Here is a 16,770-nt window from a genome sequence, read left to right as displayed (position 1 = left end):
GTCAATGACGCCAATCTGGTTGGCAAAGCATTGCGCATGGCGATTGAGCTTCGTGGGTGCCCTGCAGGCCTGATGTTCACTCAGACCAAGGCTGTCAGTACACCAGCCACAAGTTTCGGGATGAGCTGGTAAAGCACGACATCAAGCAAAGCATGAGCCGTCGTGGCGAGTGCTGGGACAACGCCCCGACCGAGCGTTTCTTCGGTACCCTCAAGTCAGAGTGGGTTCCAGCGAAAGGCTACGAAAAGATAGAGGAAGCGCGCAGCGATATAATCCGTTTCTTCATGTACTACAACCGCACGCGGCTGCATAGTTACAACGCCTACCTGTCACCGATAGCAATGGAGCAGAAGTCAGCATAAACCCCGTAACGGGTGTCCGGGATTACTTGACCAGTTCAGCTTGCTCGCGATGAGGTCGGTCGGGCCGCTGAGGTTTTACGCCCGATTAACGCTTCGCGAGCAAGCTCCCTCCCACACGTTCTACCGACAGTAAATGTATCGCCTAAGGCATCCCCAACCAGTTCGGCAACGCCAGGGAGATGAACGGCACGTACGTCACCAGCAGCAGGAACAGCAGCAGGATCGACAGCCAAGGCAACGCCGCCCGAATGGTTTCGCCCAGCGTCAGCCCGGTCACCGCCGAGGTCACGAACAGGTTCAGGCCCACCGGCGGATGCACCAGCCCGATTTCCATGTTCACCACCATCACGATCCCCAAGTGAATCGGGTCGATGCCAAGCTTCATCGCAATCGGGAAGAAGATCGGCGCCAGGATCAGGATGATCGCGGAGGGCTCCATGAAGCTGCCGGCCACCAGCAACACGATGTTGACCATGATCAGGAAGCCAATCGGCGTCAGGCCTTCAGACAGCACCCAGGCGGTGATCTGCTGCGGGATCTGTTCGGTCGTCAGCACATGGGCGAACAGCATCGCGTTGGCGATGATGAACATCAGCATGATCGACAGCCGCCCGGACTCGATCAACACCTTCGGGCAGTCCTTGAAGCTCATGTCCTTGTAGACGAACAGCGCAATGAACGCCGAATACACCGCTGCCACGGCGGCCGCTTCGGTGGGGGTGAACATGCCGCTGTAGATCCCGCCGAGGATGATCACCAACAGCAGCAAACCCCAGAACGCACGCTGTGCGGTGTGCAGCCATTGACGGAATGTAACGCGCGGTTGTGCAGGCAGTTTTTTGACCCGGGCGACGATGTAGATCACCACCATCAGAATCACGCCCAGCAGAATCCCCGGCACCACGCCGGCAATAAACAGCTTGCCCACTGAGGTCTCGGTGGCCGCCGCATAGACCACCATTACAATCGACGGCGGAATCAGGATGCCCAGGGTCCCGGCGTTACAGATGATCCCGGCGCCGAAGGCTTTCGGGTAACCGGAGCGCACCATGCCGGCCACGGCAATCGAACCCACCGCTGCCACCGTCGCCGGCGAGGAGCCCGACAGCGCCGCGAACAGCATGCATGCCAGCACGGCCGCAATCGCCAGGCCGCCACGGATATGGCCGACACAGGCGTTGGCGAAATCGATCAGCCGCTGGGCCACGCCACCGGTGGTCATGAACGCGCCAGATAACAGGAAGAACGGAATCGCCAGAAAGGTGTAGCTGTCTGACGTTTCGAACAGCTTGATCGCCAGCGAACTCAATGAGTCCTGACTGAACATCAGGATCGACACCGCGCCGGACAGCCCCAGGGAGATCGCAATCGGCACGCCGAGGAACATGAACACGAACAGCAGCAGGAACAAACAGATAACCGTCATCAGTGTTGCTCCTCGACAGGATTGGCCAGCTTGGTCGCTTCCGCCGCTTCGTCTGCCAGGCCTAAGCCGACCTGCCGATGGGTGTAGATGCGGTACATGATTTCCAGATAACGGGCGAACACCATGGCAAAGCCGATGGGCACTATAACCGTGATGTACGCCACCTTGATGCCGTAGCGGTCAAGGTCTTCGGCGCCAATTCCGGCGACGAACAAGGCCGACACCCATTTGTAGCTCGCCACCAGAAACAAGCCGGCGTAGGCCATGCAACAGGCACAGGCGAGCATCGCCAGCCAGCGCTGCACCGGTTTGCTGGTCAACTTGACCAGCGCGTCCACCCCCAGGTGGCCCGCCGTGCGCACGCCATAGGCGATACCGAAGAAGATCAGCCAGCCGAACAGCGCCTTAGTCAGCGCCACGCTCCAGGTCATCTCCTGGGCGTAGCCCATCAGGTGATCGCCAATCCCTGCGAAGAAGTCGCTGCTGACCGCCCACTGATCGCTGAGGGTGTAGAACAGCGTGTAGATGTTGTTCAGCGCCACGTAAACGAATGTCACCAACGTCATGGCAGCCAGCAGGAAGGCAATCATGCCTTCCTCGAAGTGCTCCCAGATTCGCCTTAGCGATTGCATATGAATTCTCCGAACGTCGAGAGAGCAGCCACCCTGGACCGGGTGGCCGCGCAGGCACGGGGCCTGCTCAGATCACAACTTGAATGGCCGGTCGGACCGGGTTCAAGGCGCCGTGTTGGCGGCGTCGGCAGCCTTGATCATGTCCGCGCCGATTTCGTCGGAGAACTTGTCCCAGACCGGCTTCATGACTTCGCGCCATTTGGCCCGTTGCTCAGGGGTCAACGGATCGATTTCACTGGTCTTGGCGTCGATGATCTTCTGCTTGGCGGTCTGGTTCAGGGCTTCAGCCTGTTTGTTCACTTCCACCGTCACCTCATCCAGGATCTTCTGCAGCTCGGCGCGTACGTCTTCAGGCATGCCGTTCCAGAACTTGGAGTTGGTGATGACCATGTAATCGATCAGGCCGTGGTTGGTTTCGGTGAAGAACGGCTGGACTTCGTTGACCTTCTGGCTTTCGTAATTGGACCAGGTGTTCTCGGTGCCGTTGACGGTGCCGGTCTGCAGCCCCTGGTACACCTCGGCAAAGCTCATCTTGCGCGGGTTGGCGCGCAGGGCGACGAACTGGGCTTCCAGGACGCTGGAGGCCTGCACGCGGAATTTCAGGCCGCGGGCATCCTTGGGCTCGATCAGTTTTTTGTTGGCGGAGAGTTGCTTCAGGCCGTTGTGCCAGTAAGCCAGGCCGTGGATGCCTTTATCGTCCATGGAGGTCAGCAGGGCTTTACCCTCTGGCCCCTGCTGGAAACGGTCGACGGCGGCCAGGTCGTTGAACAGGAACGGCAGGTCGAAAATCTGCACCTTCTTGGTGTACTGCTCGAACTTGGCCAGCGACGGCGCCAGCATCTGCACGTCCCCCAGCAACAGCGCTTCCATCTCCTTGCCGTCACCGAACAGCGACGAGTTGGGATAGACCTCGACTTTGACCCTGTCCTTGAGTTGAGGGTCGGCGGCGACCCGCTTCTGGAACATCAAGGCGCCCTGCCCCTTCGGGGTGTTTTCAGCCACCACGTGAGCGAACTTGATGATGATGGGATCGGCCGCCTGAGCAAGGCCGGCCATGGAGAATGCGGCGGCGCAGAAAAGCACCTTGGTCAGCTTCAACATCGATATCACCTTTTTATTGTTGTAGGAGAGTCAGCCTCTGAGGGCTGCTGTTTCGAAGCATGTCGCACAGCGAGTGTGGCCTAAAGATGGCCTATTACCAGGCGTTTAGAGAATTAGCTTTTATGTAACCCAGCGTTCGGTGGGGCTGAACGCGATGCAATGGCCCCCATTTTTCCCGTGTAGGAGCTGACGACCAGCGGGAGGCTGCGATTACGGTTTGCCTGACACACCGCAATCGCAGCCTCGCACGGGCTCGTCAGCGCCTACAGGGAAGCGTGTTCCTTACGTGGCGGCCAAGGCCAGCAGACGCTGGGCGCGGAGCAGGACCGGTGCGTCGACCATCTGCCCATCGAGCTGGAATGCCCCGGCGCCCTTGGCTTCGGCGCTGGCCCGGACGACTTTTCGCGCCCAGTCCAGGTCATCGTCGCTGGGGGTCAGGGCGGCGTGGATCACCGGCACCTGCCTGGGATGAATGCACAACGCGCCGCCGTAACCCATGTCGTACGCATGGCGGGTGGCACGTTCCAGCCCTTCGGGATCACCGATGGCCGGAAACACGCCGTCCAGCGGCGGCAGCAAATCGGCGCCGCGAGAATGCAATTGCACCGACATACGCGCCTGATCCAGGAACACCTGCGCGGCCAGGGTGCCGGTGTTCAGGTTCAGGTCCAGCGCCAGATCAAGGCTGCCGAACGACAAGCGCTGAACCCCGTCGGCGTGGGCGATCTGCGCCAGCGCCAGCAAGCCCTTGGCGCTTTCGATGATCGGCCAGATGGGCTTGCCGGTCTGCCATACCGCCGCCAAGTGTTCGGCACTTTCAACCTTGGGCAGCAGGACGCCGGTGACCCCTGCGTGTTGTTTGCAAAACGCCAGGTCAGCGGCATGTTCGGCGTGATCGGGCGCATTGACCCGCACCCAGACCTGCGCCTGCGGCGCGTCCTGCAGAAACGCCGCCAGGTTATCCCGGGCCTGGCGCTTGAGCGGTTCTTCCACGGCGTCTTCGAAATCGACGATCACCGCATCGGCACCCGCCGCCAGGGCCTTGGCAAAACGCTCGGGCCGGCTGCCGGGCACGAACAGCGCGGAGCGGACGATGGATCGGGGCATGGTGTGTTCCTCTTTCATGAATCTGGATATACGGCGCAGCGGGTGAAAATGCCTCGCGAGCAAGCTCCCTCCCACAGTGTTCAGCGCCTACCAAGGCGCGGCGAATGCACAAACTTGTGGGAGGGAGCTTGCTCGCGAGAGCGGTGGGGCAGACCGCACCCGTGGTGACTCAAACCACCCCGGCCGCCACAAGCCGCGCCTGTTCTTCAGCGGAAAACCCCAGCTCGCCGAGGATGCTGCCAGTGTGTTGCCCCAACCCCGGCACGCCGTCCATGCGCGGGGTGAACGCGGCGTTGCGACCCGGCGGCAACAACGACGGCAACGGACCGGACGGGCTGTCCACTTCACGCCAGCTGTCCCGCGCCTTGAGCTGCGGGTGATCCCACACGCCCTGCATGTCGTTGACCCGGGCGTTGGCGATCTGCGCCTCTTCAAGCCGCGCCACCACTTCATCCACGCTCAACGCGGCAAAGCCCTCGACGATGATCTGGCGCAGCACCTCGCGGTTTTCCGAACGCTTGAAGTTGGCCGAGAAGCGCGCGTCGGTGGCCAGCGCGGTGTCGAGCAAGACCTTCTCGCAAAACAGCGCCCATTCCCGCTCGTTCTGCAGGCCCAGCATGATCGTGCCGCCACCGCCGGTGGGAAACGGCCCGTACGGGTAGATCGTCGAGTGCGCGGCGCCGGCACGCGGTGGCGGCGGCGCGCCGTTGTAGGCGTAATACATCGGGTAGCCCATCCATTCCACCAGGCTTTCCAGCATCGACACATCGATGCGGCTGCCAACGCCGGTCTTGTCCCGCAGCATCAGCGCCGACAGGATCCCGGTGTAGGCGTACATCCCCGCCGCGATGTCAGCAATCGAGCAACCGGCCTTGGCCATCTGCTCTTCGCCGGGGCCGCCGGTCACGGACAGAAAGCCGCCTTCGCTCTGGATCAGCAGGTCGTAGGCCTTCTTCTTTTCGTACGGGCCGCCTTCGCCGTAGCCGGAGATGTCGCAAACGATCAGTCGTGGAAAGCGTTCTTTCAGCGCCTCGAACGACAAGCCCATGCGCGCCGCCGCACCCGGCGCCAGGTTCTGCACCAGCACGTCGGCGGTGGCCAGCAAAGCTTCGAGAATGCCGCCGGCCTCGTCCTGCTTCAGGTCCAGGGTCAGGCTTTCCTTGGAGCGGTTGGTCCAGACGAAGTGCGAGGCCAGGCCGTCGACGCGCTGGTCGTAACCCCGGGCGAAATCACCGCTGCCGGGGCGTTCGATCTTCACCACCCGCGCCCCCAGGTCGGCCAGTTGCCGGGTGCAGAACGGCGCGGCGATGGCGTGTTCCAGGCTGATGACAGTGATGCCGTCCAAGGGACGGGGGTTTGGTTGAGTCATGTTTGTTTACCTCGTGGCTCACAACTGTAGGAGCGCGCTTGCCCGCGATTGCGGTGTGTCAGGCGATACGTTGTAGGTGACCCACCGCAATCGCGGGCAAGCGCGCTCCTACAACGGTTCAATCAACGGTTAAATCAAATCGCGCAACGTCTGCGCATCACGCAACTGCCAGACCCTCTGGATCAGCGCCTCGCCCTGCTCCACCGTGCGGGCGCCGGAGAACGCCAGCAGCCGCTGGAATTTGCTCTCAAGCTCAGACCGCGACAGGGTGTTGCCCGGGTCGCCCTTGGGGTCGTCAATCGCCGCCGACAACGTGCGCCCGTCGGTGGTGGTGACGATGACCCGGCCCAGCCAGCGGGCGGGATAAGCGGCATCGACTTCCGGGTCCAGTTCCATGCTGACCTTCTCGCGGAAGGCGGCGACGTCGGGATCGCTCAGCGCCAGGTCACGGAACTCGATCAACTGCGCGCTGCGGTGCACCGCCACCAACCCCAGCACCGCGCCCATGGAAAACTTCGCCTGGTGCACCGTGGTCGGCACCACCACGCGGCCCAGCACGTCGATCGCGCCCTGGTGCACGCGGGTGATGACCTTGGCGATCTGGTGATGGCGCAAATCTTCGCGCTGCATCAAGTGCAACAGCGCGTCCGCCGCCGGGTGGGTGTGGCGGCACGAGGCGTGGAACTTGAACGAGGTCTCCACCAGCGCCCAGCGGCTGCCGAGTCGGTCGGACAATTTGGCCGGCTCGGCATCCGTCGACATCCCCGCCGCCATGCCTTGATCGCCCTCGAGAATATTGCGTGCGCCGGTCAGGCCGTCTTCGGTCAGGTACGCCGAGAGCAAACCATCGGCTGCGGCCTTGGCGGTGTGCAGCTGTTTGGAATCGGCTGCGTCACGCAAGAATTCCCACAAGCCGGAGGCCTGGGTGCCGGCGGTGCCCAGCAAATTGATGAACTGCTTTTTGTCGAAGTCCAGCAGCTTGCCCACCGCGACTGCTGCGGCCAGGGTGCCCACCGTGGCCGTGGTGTGGAAGATGCGGTAGTGCGAGCGGCCCATGAACTCGCCGATGCGAATCCCGGCCTCGTAACCGGCCACCGACGCCAGCAGCAGGTCCTGGCCGGATTTGTTCAGGTCCTGCGCCGCCGCCAGCACGGCGGAAAACACCACCGTCGCCGGGTGCAGCACCGAGCTGTTGTGCAAGTCGTCCTGTTCCACCAGGTGCGAGGACGCGCCGTTGACCAGCGCGGCAAAGTACGCCGAGGTGCCGCGACCGCTGACCAGCACCTTCGCCGCGCCGTCGGACGGCCCCATGCGTTCGGCATAGCGCTCGAAAATCGGGATCGGCCGGGCGTGCTGACTGGCCAGCGCCGAGCCGATCCAGTCCAGAAACAGGTCTTCGGTGCGGTCCAGCACGGGGCCCGGAATGTCCGCGTATTTAAGGTCGGCGAGGAACGCCGCCAGGGCTTGGGTGTGGCTCATGTGCGTGTCCTCAGAAACTGCGGGGCAGTTCGAGCAGGTGCTCGGCAACGTAGGAAAGAATCAGGTTGGTGGAGATCGGCGCCACCTGGTACAGACGGGTCTCGCGGAATTTGCGCTCCACGTCGTACTCGCACGCGAAACCAAAACCGCCGTGGGTTTGCAGGCACGCATTGGCCGCTTCCCAGGACGCCTTGGCCGCCAGGTATTTGGCCATGTTGGCACTGGCCCCGGCGTTCTTGCCGCTGTCGTATTCCTCGCAGGCGCGCCAGCGCATCAGGTCGGCGGCTTCCACCTCGATGTGCGCTTCGGCAATCGGGAACTGCACGCCCTGGTTCTGCCCGATAGGCCGGCCGAATACCACCCGGTCACGGGCGTAGGCGCTGGCCTTTTCGATGAACCAGCGACCGTCGCCGATGCACTCGGCGGCGATCAACGTGCGCTCGGCATTCAGGCCGTCAAGGATGTATTTGAATCCCTTGCCTTCTTCGCCGATCAGGCTGTCCAGCGGCAGCTCCAGGTTGTCGAAGAACAGCTCGTTGGTTTCGTGATTGACCATGTTGGCGATCGGCTGCACGGTCAGGCCTTTACCGATGGCCTCGCGCAGGTCGACGATGAAAATCGACATGCCTTCGGATTTTTTCTTCACCTCGGCCAGCGGCGTGGTGCGCGCCAGCAGGATCATCAGGTCCGAATGCTGAACCCGGGAGATCCAGACCTTCTGGCCGTTGATCACGTACTTGTCGCCTTGCTTGACGGCCGTGGTCTTGATCTTGGTGGTGTCGGTGCCGGTGGTGGGTTCGGTCACGGCCATGGATTGCAGGCGCAATTCACCGCTGGCGAGCTTGGGCAGGTAGTAGCTTTTCTGCGCGTCGCTGCCGTGGCGCAGCATCGTGAACATGTTGTACATCTGGCCGTGAACGGTGCCGGAGTTGCCGCCACAGGCGTTCACCTCTTCCAGGATGACCGACGCTTCGGCCAGGCCAAGGCCCGATCCGCCGTACTGCTCCGGAATCATCGCCGACAGCCAGCCGGCATCGGTCAGCGCCTTGACGAAGGTTTCCGGGAAGCCCTTCTCTTCATCGATCTTGCGCCAGTACTCAGCCGGGAATTCGGCGCACAGCGCGCGCACGCCTTCGCGGATGGCATTGAGGTCTTCGTCGTCGTACGGGTTCATCACGTGTCCTCGGTAGGCCTTGGCCTCTGTAGGAGCGAACGTGTTCGCGAGATGGTTTACCTGATGCACCGCACCAAACCTCTTCGCCAACGAGTTGGCTCCCACAGAAATCGCCGTTTCAATTCAAAGAAAGATCAGTCGAAAACCACTTCCGCGCTCTGCGCCACACCGGCCTCATTGCCGGCCCACAACTGCGCCTTGCCCGGCTTGACCACCCGGCCACCGACGCGAAACGGCGTCGGTACGTTGAGCGGGCGCACGCCGCGATAAGCGAAATGCCGCACGCGCTTGTCGGGGTTGGCGCGGATGAACGCGCGCAGATTTAAGGTGGCGATCATCGGGCCGTGCACCACCAGGCCGGGGTAGCCTTCGGTGTCGGTCACGTACGGGTAGTCGTAATGAATGCGGTGGCCGTTGAAGGTCACGGCGGAATAGCGGAACAGCAAGGTCGGCGTCGGCGAGATGGTCTCGCTCCAGTCCCCCGGCTCTGGCGCGTCGCCGCTATTGAGCTTCGGCGCGTTGGGCTCGCGGTAGACGATGTCCTGCTCTTCGCGCACGCACAGCTCACCGTGCTGCGAATAATCATGGCGCACCGTGACGAACAGCAGCGAGCCGGTACGGCCGTGCTTTTCTTCAATCTGGAGAATGGTGGACAGGCGATGAGCGTCGGCCCCGACTGTCAGCGGCGCGATGAACTCGACGCGGCCACCGGCCCACATGCGGTTGCGGTTATCGGCGGGGGGCAGAAAACCGCCCCGGGCAGGATGGCCGTCGGCGCCCAGTTGCGGCTCGAACACTGGCTCCTGGAAAAAGCACCATTGCCACAGCGGCGGCAGCGGGTCGCCATCGGCCGGGGTCGGCTCGCCGAAGGTCGCGGCGATGCGTTTGATCAGGTTACGGCTCAGCTGGTCGGTCGCCTCTTCGGTACGCCCGATCCAGGCACTGAAATCCGTCGGCACATCTGAAGCATTCATAGCCAGGCAGCCTCTGCATTTGTTGTTATCGCCAGATCATGCGAGCCCCTCGGCATTCTGTGAATTTGCATTTGCGTAACCCGGCGTTCATGTAAGCTGAACGCCTCGAGCAATGTCCGGACACAACCATGCACTTCGACCTGGCTGACTTGCGTCTCTTCATTCACATCGGCGAATCGCCGAGCCTGACTCAGGGCGCCCGCCGCGCGTTTCTGTCGCCTGCCGCCGCCAGTGCCCGCATCAAGGCCCTGGAAGGCCAGCTCGACACCCGCCTGCTGTACCGCGACAGCCGTGGTGTGGAGCTGACCCCCGCCGGACAGAAGCTGCTCAAACACGCGCGATTGATCATGAGCCAGGTGGATTACCTGAAAGCCGAGTTCACCCATTTCGGCACCGATTCGGCCGGGCACATCCGCATCTTCGCCAACACCACGGCGGTGACCGAATTTTTGCCGGAAGTCCTGGCCGGTTTTCTGGCCAAACGGCCGGGGGTGACGGTGGATCTGCAGGAGCGGTTGTCCCGGGACATCGTGCGCGGCGTGCTCGATGGCAGCACCGACATGGGGATCATTGCCGGCCCGGTGGAGGCGGCGGGGTTGCAGGTGCTGCACTTCAGCACCGACCGGCTGGTGCTGACCGTGCCGGTGGGCCATGAGCTGGCGGATCACAAAAAAGTCACCCTCAAGCAGACCCTGGCGTTTCAGCACATCGGCCTGCACGAGGGCAGCACGCTGTTGAGTTTTCTGCGCGATCACGTAGAGCGGATCGGTCAGAACCTGTCGCTACGGATTCAGGTGTCGAGCTTCGAGGCGATCTGCCGGATGGTGGAAGCCGGCGTCGGGATCGGCATTATCCCCGAGTCCGCGGCCGTGCGGCACAGCCGGACAATGAAGCTGGTGACCATCGAACTGGACGAGCCCTGGGCGATCCGCGAGCGCAGCATCCTGGTTCGCGAACTCGACGCCCTGCCCGGCACCGTCCGCGCGTTGATTGCGACGTTGATGCCGGCCGAGTCGCCTGCTGCCGGGTAATCTGTTGGAGCGAGGCTTGCCCGCGAATAGGCCGGCACATTCGGCCCGTGTCTATCGCCTGGCAGAACCAATCGCGGGCAAGCCTCGCTGCAACAAGGTTCATCAGCGCTTGCAGTGGGGAAAATCGGTTAGGCGCGTCATTGATGCAGGCCCCTCAAATCCACACATCATTCTCCGCCGTGCGCTCGCCGACTTCTTCACCGGTGTTGATCACCCCCACCGGCTCGATCAGCATCAGCTTCACCTCTTTCTCAGCCGACGGTTTGTGCTCCACGCCCTTGGGCACCACATACAGCTCGCCGGCAGACAGCAGCACGAAGCCGTCACGCAAATCGATGCGCAGCTGGCCTTCCAGGACGATGAACGTCTCATCGGTGTCGGCATGGGTGTGCCACAGGAAATCCCCTTCCAGCCGCGCCAGCTTGAACTGGTAGTCATTCATCTGCGCGATGACCTTGGGTTTCCATTGTTCGCTGAACAGGCTGTACTTCTGGGCAAAATTGACGGGTTGATACGGGGTGTGCGCGGACATGGTTCGGTCTCCAGCGGGTCATTGATGACCGACTCTAGAGCCGCCGCCGGCGAGGCGTCTTGTACGTTATTGCACGCCGCGCCGAGCCCCGAGCATCCGCTGCCAGCGGCCGGGCGGGTAGCCGAAGGTTTTGACGAAGTGCCGGGTCATGTGGCTCTGGTCGGAAAACCCGGCCATCGCCGCCGCGTCGGTCAGCGACCAGCCGCCCGCGATCAACCGGCGCGCTTCGTCCAGGCGCCGCAAGGTCAGGTAGCGATAGGGGCTGGTGCCGTACAGCACCCGAAAATCCCGAGACAGGCGCCAGCGATCGGTGCCGCTGGCCGCTTCCAGTTCCTCCAGCGTGACCCCGTTGTGCAGCCGCGCCAGCAGTAATTCGCGGGCGCGTTGCGCGGCCGGGTAATCCACGGTTTGCCGGCCCTTGCGCACCCCGGCCGCGTCTTGCAGGGCCATGGCCAGGTCGTACACGGCGTCGTCCATTTCCAGGGGATCGATGGCGCAGTCCATGTCCTGCAACAACACCTGGGTGGCGGCGAACAAGCGAGGGTCACTGGAGATCCCGCCCGCGATGAACGGCAACGGCTTGCCGCCAAGCACCTGCTGAATCATCGCCGGCTGCAGGTAAAACATGCGATAGCGAAAGCCGTCTTCGCTGCCGGCATGACCGTCGTGGGGTTCGTCGGGGTGCAGGACCATGGTGCGCCCCGGCAGGCTGTTGCGCAGGGTCTTGCCGTAATGAAAGCTCTGCACGCCGGACAACGTACGGCCAATGGCGTAGGTATCGTGCCGGTGCATCTCGAACCCGTGGCCAAGGAAAAACGCCTCAACACGCTCCATCTGCGGCGTCGGCTCGGCGCGCAGCACCCAATCGCTGTCGGAGCAGACCTGGGCGCGGTCGACGCTATCGTGAGAGTCCATGGCAGTGGCTCGAATCGGGGGCAACGGGCGCTCAGAGATAGCATCTCGTGATGCGCTTGGGAATGCCGCCCCGCCTGACGTCAGGTGCGACGACTCAGCAGCGGCAAGCCGATCAATGTCAGCAAGACACCGATCAGTGCAATGCCGGGCAGGTCATCGCCGAACTGCAACCAGGCCCAGACCATGGTCACGGGCGGTGTGAGAAACAGCGCGCCACTGATGTGCTGCATGCTGAAGCGTTGCAGATTTAGCCAGTAAAAGCCGTACCCGCCCAGCGTCCCGAACACCACCAGCCAGACCACGCCGAACGCAAAACCTGTTGTCGCCACCGGTTGCAGGCCGCCTTCATAAAGCGCCAACCCCGCGAACACCGGGATCGTGGCGCAGACCTGGATGAACAACGCGGTGAGCGCGGACATCCGCGCCACAGGCGCACGCTTCTGGTAAAGCGTCGCGCACGCCAGGGACAGCACCGCGAACAACGGCAACGCAAAGGCCCACACCGAAGCGGTGCCCAGTTCGATGCTCGATGCGCTGGCGATCAACATCCCCGCCACACACAGCAGCAGCCCCAGCCACTGCCAGCCCCGGGTTTGCTGCCCCGGCACAAAGCCGGCCAGCAGCACAATGGTGACCGGCAGCAGATTGGCCAGTACCGCCGAGGTGCCCGGCGCGACACCCAGCTCAATGGAGCGGGCAATCGGCCCGATGTAGCCGGCGATGGCGAACACCCCTATCAATGCCTGGCGAACCACGTCGCCCCGGCGTAACTGGCGCCATTGCTTCATCGCGAACGGCAGCAGCACCAGCGCCGCCAGCACGAATCGCCAGAACGTCGCCAGGAACACCCCGCCCTGCTCCGCCGCGTAGCGATAGCCGATGAACCCGGAGCTCCAGCTGATGACCATCGCCAGCAACAGCAGCCACCCGGTCACGCGGGCCAGGGTGCTGACCGTGCAAGCGGATTGGGGCGTCGTCGGCGGTGCGGTTTGTCGGATAGTCATCACGTCAGCCTTTTAAATGAACCATGGCCAATGGTAAGAAGGGATCACTCATGCAATCAAACGAGATGATTGGTACTACTGATGCAGGAATATTGAATCATGGCCGACACGCTGGATATCGAACTACTGCGCACCTTCCAGGCCATCGTCCGCTTTAGCCAGTTTCTGGCGGCCTCGACCTGGCTCAACCGCAGCCCCTCGGCGGTCAGCCTGCACGTGCGGCGACTGGAGGAACTGGCCGGTGGCCGGCTGTTCGACCGCGACAACCAGACCGTCAGCCTGACCCCGCTGGGCAGGCGTTTCGCCGTGCAAAGCTCGGAACTGCTGCACGTGCATGACCAAATGGTCGCCAGTTTCAGCCGGCCTCGGGCCAGTGGCCGCGTGCGCCTGGGTATTTCCGAGGAATACGCCGGCGCCCTGCTGCAATGCACGCTGTCCACGTTGTCCACGGAGCACCCGCAGATCGAACTGGAAGTGGAAACCGGTGCCAGCGGTCGCCTGGGTCGCAAGCTCGCGCGGGGCCAGCTGGATCTGGCGCTGGTGGTGGAGCCGGTAGGCACCGAGACGCCGGGCAGCCGGCTGGTGAAGAAGGTCGGGACCACGGAACCGGTGTGGGTGGCCAGCCACGATTACCGCGTGGACCCGGAAAAACCGTTGCCCCTGGCGCTACACGGCCGGGGCTGCCCGTACCGCAGCGCGGCGGTGGACGCGTTGACCAGACAGGGCCAGCCTTGGCGCGCGGTGATCAGCAGCGCCGGGGTCTCCGCGCTGGACGCCGCGATCAGCGCAGGTCTGGCGGTCGGCGTCGTCGACCGCGCCCTCGTCCGCCCGGCGATGCGCGTGCTGGACGCTAGCCAAGGTTTCCCGGTGCTGCCGATGCACGAAATGAAACTGGTCCTGGCCCCCGGCGACACCAACACCGCGTGCGAGGTCATGGCGCAGTTGGTGTGTGATCATTTTCGCGGGTGACTTCGCGTGCCTGTAGAAGCAAACGTGTTCGCGAAGCGGTGGACATGACGCACCGCGTTAACCGCTTCGCCAACACGTTGGCGCCTACAGAAGCTACGGATGTCTCTGGTCTGTAGGAGCGAACTTGTTCGCGAAGCGTTCCATGGGGACACCCCGTCAGCCCTTCGCCAACCCGTTGGCTTCTACAGAAGTCGGACAGCAATCAGGGTTTGCCCTTTCAGGACATGAGTGCCCGTGCGATGATTCGGCGGCTTTGCAATAGACCGGACTTGAGTCCTGCAGGTAAGGCCCTGCCGTGACCCCCTTATTCGTCCTCAATTTGCTGCGGATTGCCGACCATGAACTTTCTCAAGCGAGCATTGCTGGACCGCAAGCTCAAGCGTGCGCTGTTACAGCTCAACTGCCGTCTGGACAGTGGCATCAGGGGGCTGCGCAAGGATGTCGAGCTGACCCTTGAACATGGCGTCAAGCTGCACCAGGTCAAAATCCATTCCCGGGCGCTGAGCATCGGCGCCTACACCGACATCGTCAGCGGCTCGGAGCTGCACGACGTGTCCAGCATCGGCCGTTACTGCTCCATCGCCAAAAACGTGACCATCGGCCAGGACCGCAAATCCCACCCCTTGACCTGGCTGACATCCCACACGGGCCTGGTGGGCCTGCGCCAGCAACTCAACGGCACCGCGCCCCATCATGACGGCGCCCGGCAGACCGTCATCGGCCACGACGTGTGGATCGGCATGGACGTGTTGATTCTCGAAGGCGTGACCATCGGCACCGGCGCGGTGATCGGCGCCCAGTCGCTGATCACCAAGGACGTCCCGCCCTACGCCATCGTCATGGGCTCACCGGGCGAGGTGAAGCGCTACCGCTTCGATCAGCCGACCATCGACAGCCTGCTCGCCAGCCAGTGGTGGAACCTGACCGCACGGCAACTGGCCGACTTGCCCATCGAAGACCCGAAGGCGCTGATCGAGAAGCTCAAGGGCTTTGTCGTACCGGACAGCCATCCGGGCAAAGTCATCGTGCGCAACAAGCCGTTCAGCGTCGAGCACATCGCCGCGCAATAACGGTTACAGCCTTCAGCCCGCCGAATCGGGGTGGACCCGCTCGCTGCTGGCGGCATGCACCTTCGGCGCGTCGGCATTGAGCAGCGCCTGGATCGCCTGAGCGTAAGCCTGACTGCCCAGGCGCATGCTGTTGTTGTGATTGCCTCCCGGCACCATCAACAGGTTCTTCGGCTCGCGGGCGGCGTCGAACAACGCTTGGCTGAAACGCGGCGCCACGAATTGATCCTCTGTGCCGTGCACGATCAGCACCGGCATGTTCACTTCGGCGATCTTGTCGATGGAATCGAATTTCTGCGACACCAGCCAGCGCACCGGCAGCGACGTGTAGGTCGTGGCCAGGGCCGCTGCGACATCCCCCAGGTTGGTGAATGTGGACTCGATGATCAGACCCCGCGCCTGGACCGGCTCGCCCTTCTCGGCGTCCTGACCCAGTTCCGCCGCGAGATCCACGGCCACGGCGCCGCCAAGGGAATGCCCGTAAATCAGGCGTTTGCGTGCGTCCGGCTGCAGCACTTTCAGACGCTCCCAGGCGATGCGCGCGTCTTCGTACACCGACGCTTCCGACGGCAATTGGCCCTTGCTCTGGCCGAACCCCCGGTAATCGATGGCCAGCACTGAAAAACCCAGGGCGTGCAATTGCTCGATGCGGAACAGCTGCCCGGTGAGGTTCCAGCGTGAGCCGTGCAGATAGAGCAACGCCGGGGCATCGCGTTTCTCGGCGGGCCACCACCATGAGTGAATGTTCTGGGCCAGGCCGAATGACGGCGCCTTGAGTTCGAATTCCTGCACCTCGGCGGGCAGGCCGTGGTACCAGCTGGCGGTGCCCGGCTCGATGCGGAACACCAGTTCGCGCTCCTTGTGCTGCAACACCGAACAGCCCACGGGCAGACCGATGATGACCGCGAGCATGCAGGCATAGAGCAGCCAGCGGGCCCGGAAATGGGCGAGGGAGGGTTTAGGCATGATGGCGTCCGGCAGCGAGTCAAGCGAAATGCAGGGGCATCTTGCCATCTATCGCCGTAGACCGTCATGGCGTCCTGCCGAATGGAGACCAGACGCCGCAAGCCTGCAGGATCCCTTGGCGGGAGGGAGCTTGCTTTTGATTCTGGCCGGAGGCCGTGGGAGCTGGCTTGTCCTGCGATCTGCCGGGGTCGCGCTCGACCGCGCAGCGGCAGTGAAATCGGTGCATGCGGTTTATCGGTTAAACCGTGATTGCAGGATGTGGGGCCGCTTCGCAGCCCATCGTCGGCAAGCCGGACTCCCACGCCCTGCGGGCAGAAGCTGAACGGTGGAACGCCATCAATCGGCACGTGCTTTTGATTCTGGCCGAAGGCCGTGGGAGCTGGCTTGCCTGCGATCTGCCGGGGTCGCGCTCGACCGCGCAGCGGCAGCGAAATCGGTGCATGCGGTGGATCAGTTAAACCGTGATCGCAGGATGTGGGGCCGCTTCGCTGCCCATCGTCGGCAAGCCGGACTCCCACGCCCTCCGGGCAGAAGCAGAACGGTGGAACGCCATCAATCGGCCCTTGCTTTTGATTCTGGCCGGAGGCCGTGGGAGCTGGCTTGCCTGCGATCTGCCGGGGTCGCGCTCGACCGCGCAGCGGCAGCGAAATCGGTGCATGCGG

At 63.1% G+C, this 16,770-nt stretch carries 16 protein-coding genes; 4 read left to right on the top strand and 12 right to left on the bottom strand.

Translation table 11 applies throughout. The features are described from left to right. Positions 1–56 precede the first annotated feature (56 nt). Positions 57–362 carry an integrase core domain-containing protein gene (locus ABQX22_RS26325; RefSeq protein WP_441005333.1) on the top strand — a complete coding sequence of 102 codons (306 nt, stop codon included), beginning with the start codon at positions 57–59 and terminating at the stop codon, positions 360–362. 142 nt (positions 363–504) lie between these two features. On the opposite strand, the gene dctM is transcribed toward ABQX22_RS26325, so the two are convergent. From dctM to ABQX22_RS26285, 8 genes are all read right to left on the bottom strand, one after another. Then, the gene (gene dctM, locus ABQX22_RS26320) at positions 505–1,788 is read right to left on the bottom strand and encodes a C4-dicarboxylate TRAP transporter large permease protein DctM (protein ID WP_349802799.1); all 1,284 of its coding nucleotides are present in this window, start codon (positions 1,786–1,788) and stop codon (positions 505–507) included. Next, positions 1,788–2,420 (bottom strand): TRAP transporter small permease, encoded by a 633-nt coding sequence (locus ABQX22_RS26315; RefSeq protein ID WP_349802798.1) that lies wholly within the window; start codon positions 2,418–2,420, stop codon positions 1,788–1,790. Before ABQX22_RS26315 ends, dctM begins: the two co-directional genes overlap by 1 nt. 102 nt (positions 2,421–2,522) lie before the next feature. Further along, positions 2,523–3,521, bottom strand: a complete 999-nt coding sequence (locus ABQX22_RS26310) for a TRAP transporter substrate-binding protein (RefSeq protein WP_349802797.1) — start codon at positions 3,519–3,521, stop codon at positions 2,523–2,525. 282 nt (positions 3,522–3,803) lie between these two features. Beyond that, the gene (locus tag ABQX22_RS26305; RefSeq protein ID WP_349802796.1) at positions 3,804–4,628 is read right to left on the bottom strand and encodes an HpcH/HpaI aldolase/citrate lyase family protein; all 825 of its coding nucleotides are present in this window, start codon (positions 4,626–4,628) and stop codon (positions 3,804–3,806) included. A gap of 169 nt (positions 4,629–4,797) precedes the next feature. Further along, positions 4,798–5,997: a CaiB/BaiF CoA transferase family protein gene (locus ABQX22_RS26300; protein ID WP_349802795.1), complete on the bottom strand. Its 1,200-nt coding sequence runs from the start codon at positions 5,995–5,997 to the stop codon at positions 4,798–4,800. Positions 5,998–6,126: 129 nt separating this feature from the next. Continuing rightward, the gene (locus tag ABQX22_RS26295) at positions 6,127–7,476 is read right to left on the bottom strand and encodes an MmgE/PrpD family protein (protein ID WP_349802794.1); all 1,350 of its coding nucleotides are present in this window, start codon (positions 7,474–7,476) and stop codon (positions 6,127–6,129) included. Between the two features lie 10 nt (positions 7,477–7,486). Then, entirely contained in the window at positions 7,487–8,650 is a 1,164-nt protein-coding gene (locus tag ABQX22_RS26290) for an acyl-CoA dehydrogenase family protein (protein WP_349802793.1), read from the bottom strand. A gap of 134 nt (positions 8,651–8,784) precedes the next feature. Beyond that, positions 8,785–9,624 carry an FAS1-like dehydratase domain-containing protein gene (locus ABQX22_RS26285; RefSeq protein WP_349802792.1) on the bottom strand — a complete coding sequence of 280 codons (840 nt, stop codon included), beginning with the start codon at positions 9,622–9,624 and terminating at the stop codon, positions 8,785–8,787. A 128-nt stretch (positions 9,625–9,752) separates the two neighbouring features. Between ABQX22_RS26285 and ABQX22_RS26280 the strand changes: the two genes are divergently transcribed. Beyond that, the gene (locus ABQX22_RS26280; RefSeq protein WP_349802791.1) at positions 9,753–10,655 is read left to right on the top strand and encodes a LysR family transcriptional regulator; all 903 of its coding nucleotides are present in this window, start codon (positions 9,753–9,755) and stop codon (positions 10,653–10,655) included. A gap of 154 nt (positions 10,656–10,809) precedes the next feature. Here the strand turns inward: ABQX22_RS26280 and ABQX22_RS26275 are convergent, their stop codons facing one another. The 3 genes from ABQX22_RS26275 to ABQX22_RS26265 form a co-directional block, all read right to left on the bottom strand. Then, positions 10,810–11,187, bottom strand: coding sequence for a cupin domain-containing protein (locus ABQX22_RS26275; protein WP_349802790.1), 378 nt, complete (start codon positions 11,185–11,187; stop codon positions 10,810–10,812). 66 nt (positions 11,188–11,253) lie between these two features. After that, a complete protein-coding gene (locus ABQX22_RS26270) occupies positions 11,254–12,102 on the bottom strand; it encodes a helix-turn-helix domain-containing protein (RefSeq protein ID WP_349802789.1) in 849 nt (282 codons plus the stop codon). An 80-nt stretch (positions 12,103–12,182) separates the two neighbouring features. Continuing rightward, positions 12,183–13,106, bottom strand: coding sequence for a DMT family transporter (locus tag ABQX22_RS26265; RefSeq protein WP_349802788.1), 924 nt, complete (start codon positions 13,104–13,106; stop codon positions 12,183–12,185). Between the two features lie 99 nt (positions 13,107–13,205). Between ABQX22_RS26265 and ABQX22_RS26260 the strand changes: the two genes are divergently transcribed. Beyond that, positions 13,206–14,075: a LysR substrate-binding domain-containing protein gene (locus ABQX22_RS26260; RefSeq protein WP_349802787.1), complete on the top strand. Its 870-nt coding sequence runs from the start codon at positions 13,206–13,208 to the stop codon at positions 14,073–14,075. 338 nt (positions 14,076–14,413) lie between these two features. Next, positions 14,414–15,145, top strand: coding sequence for a CatB-related O-acetyltransferase (locus ABQX22_RS26255; RefSeq protein ID WP_349802786.1), 732 nt, complete (start codon positions 14,414–14,416; stop codon positions 15,143–15,145). A 12-nt stretch (positions 15,146–15,157) separates the two neighbouring features. On the opposite strand, the gene ABQX22_RS26250 is transcribed toward ABQX22_RS26255, so the two are convergent. Then, on the bottom strand, positions 15,158–16,108 hold the full coding sequence (locus ABQX22_RS26250) for an alpha/beta hydrolase (protein WP_349802785.1): 951 nt from the start codon (positions 16,106–16,108) through the stop codon (positions 15,158–15,160). Positions 16,109–16,770 lie beyond the last annotated feature (662 nt).

It is taken from the genome of Xanthomonas sp. WHRI 1810A, assembly GCF_040202885.1.
In the GTDB taxonomy this organism is placed as follows: Bacteria; Pseudomonadota; Gammaproteobacteria; order Pseudomonadales; family Pseudomonadaceae; genus Aquipseudomonas.
This window is presented reverse-complemented; position numbering and strand designations above follow the sequence as displayed.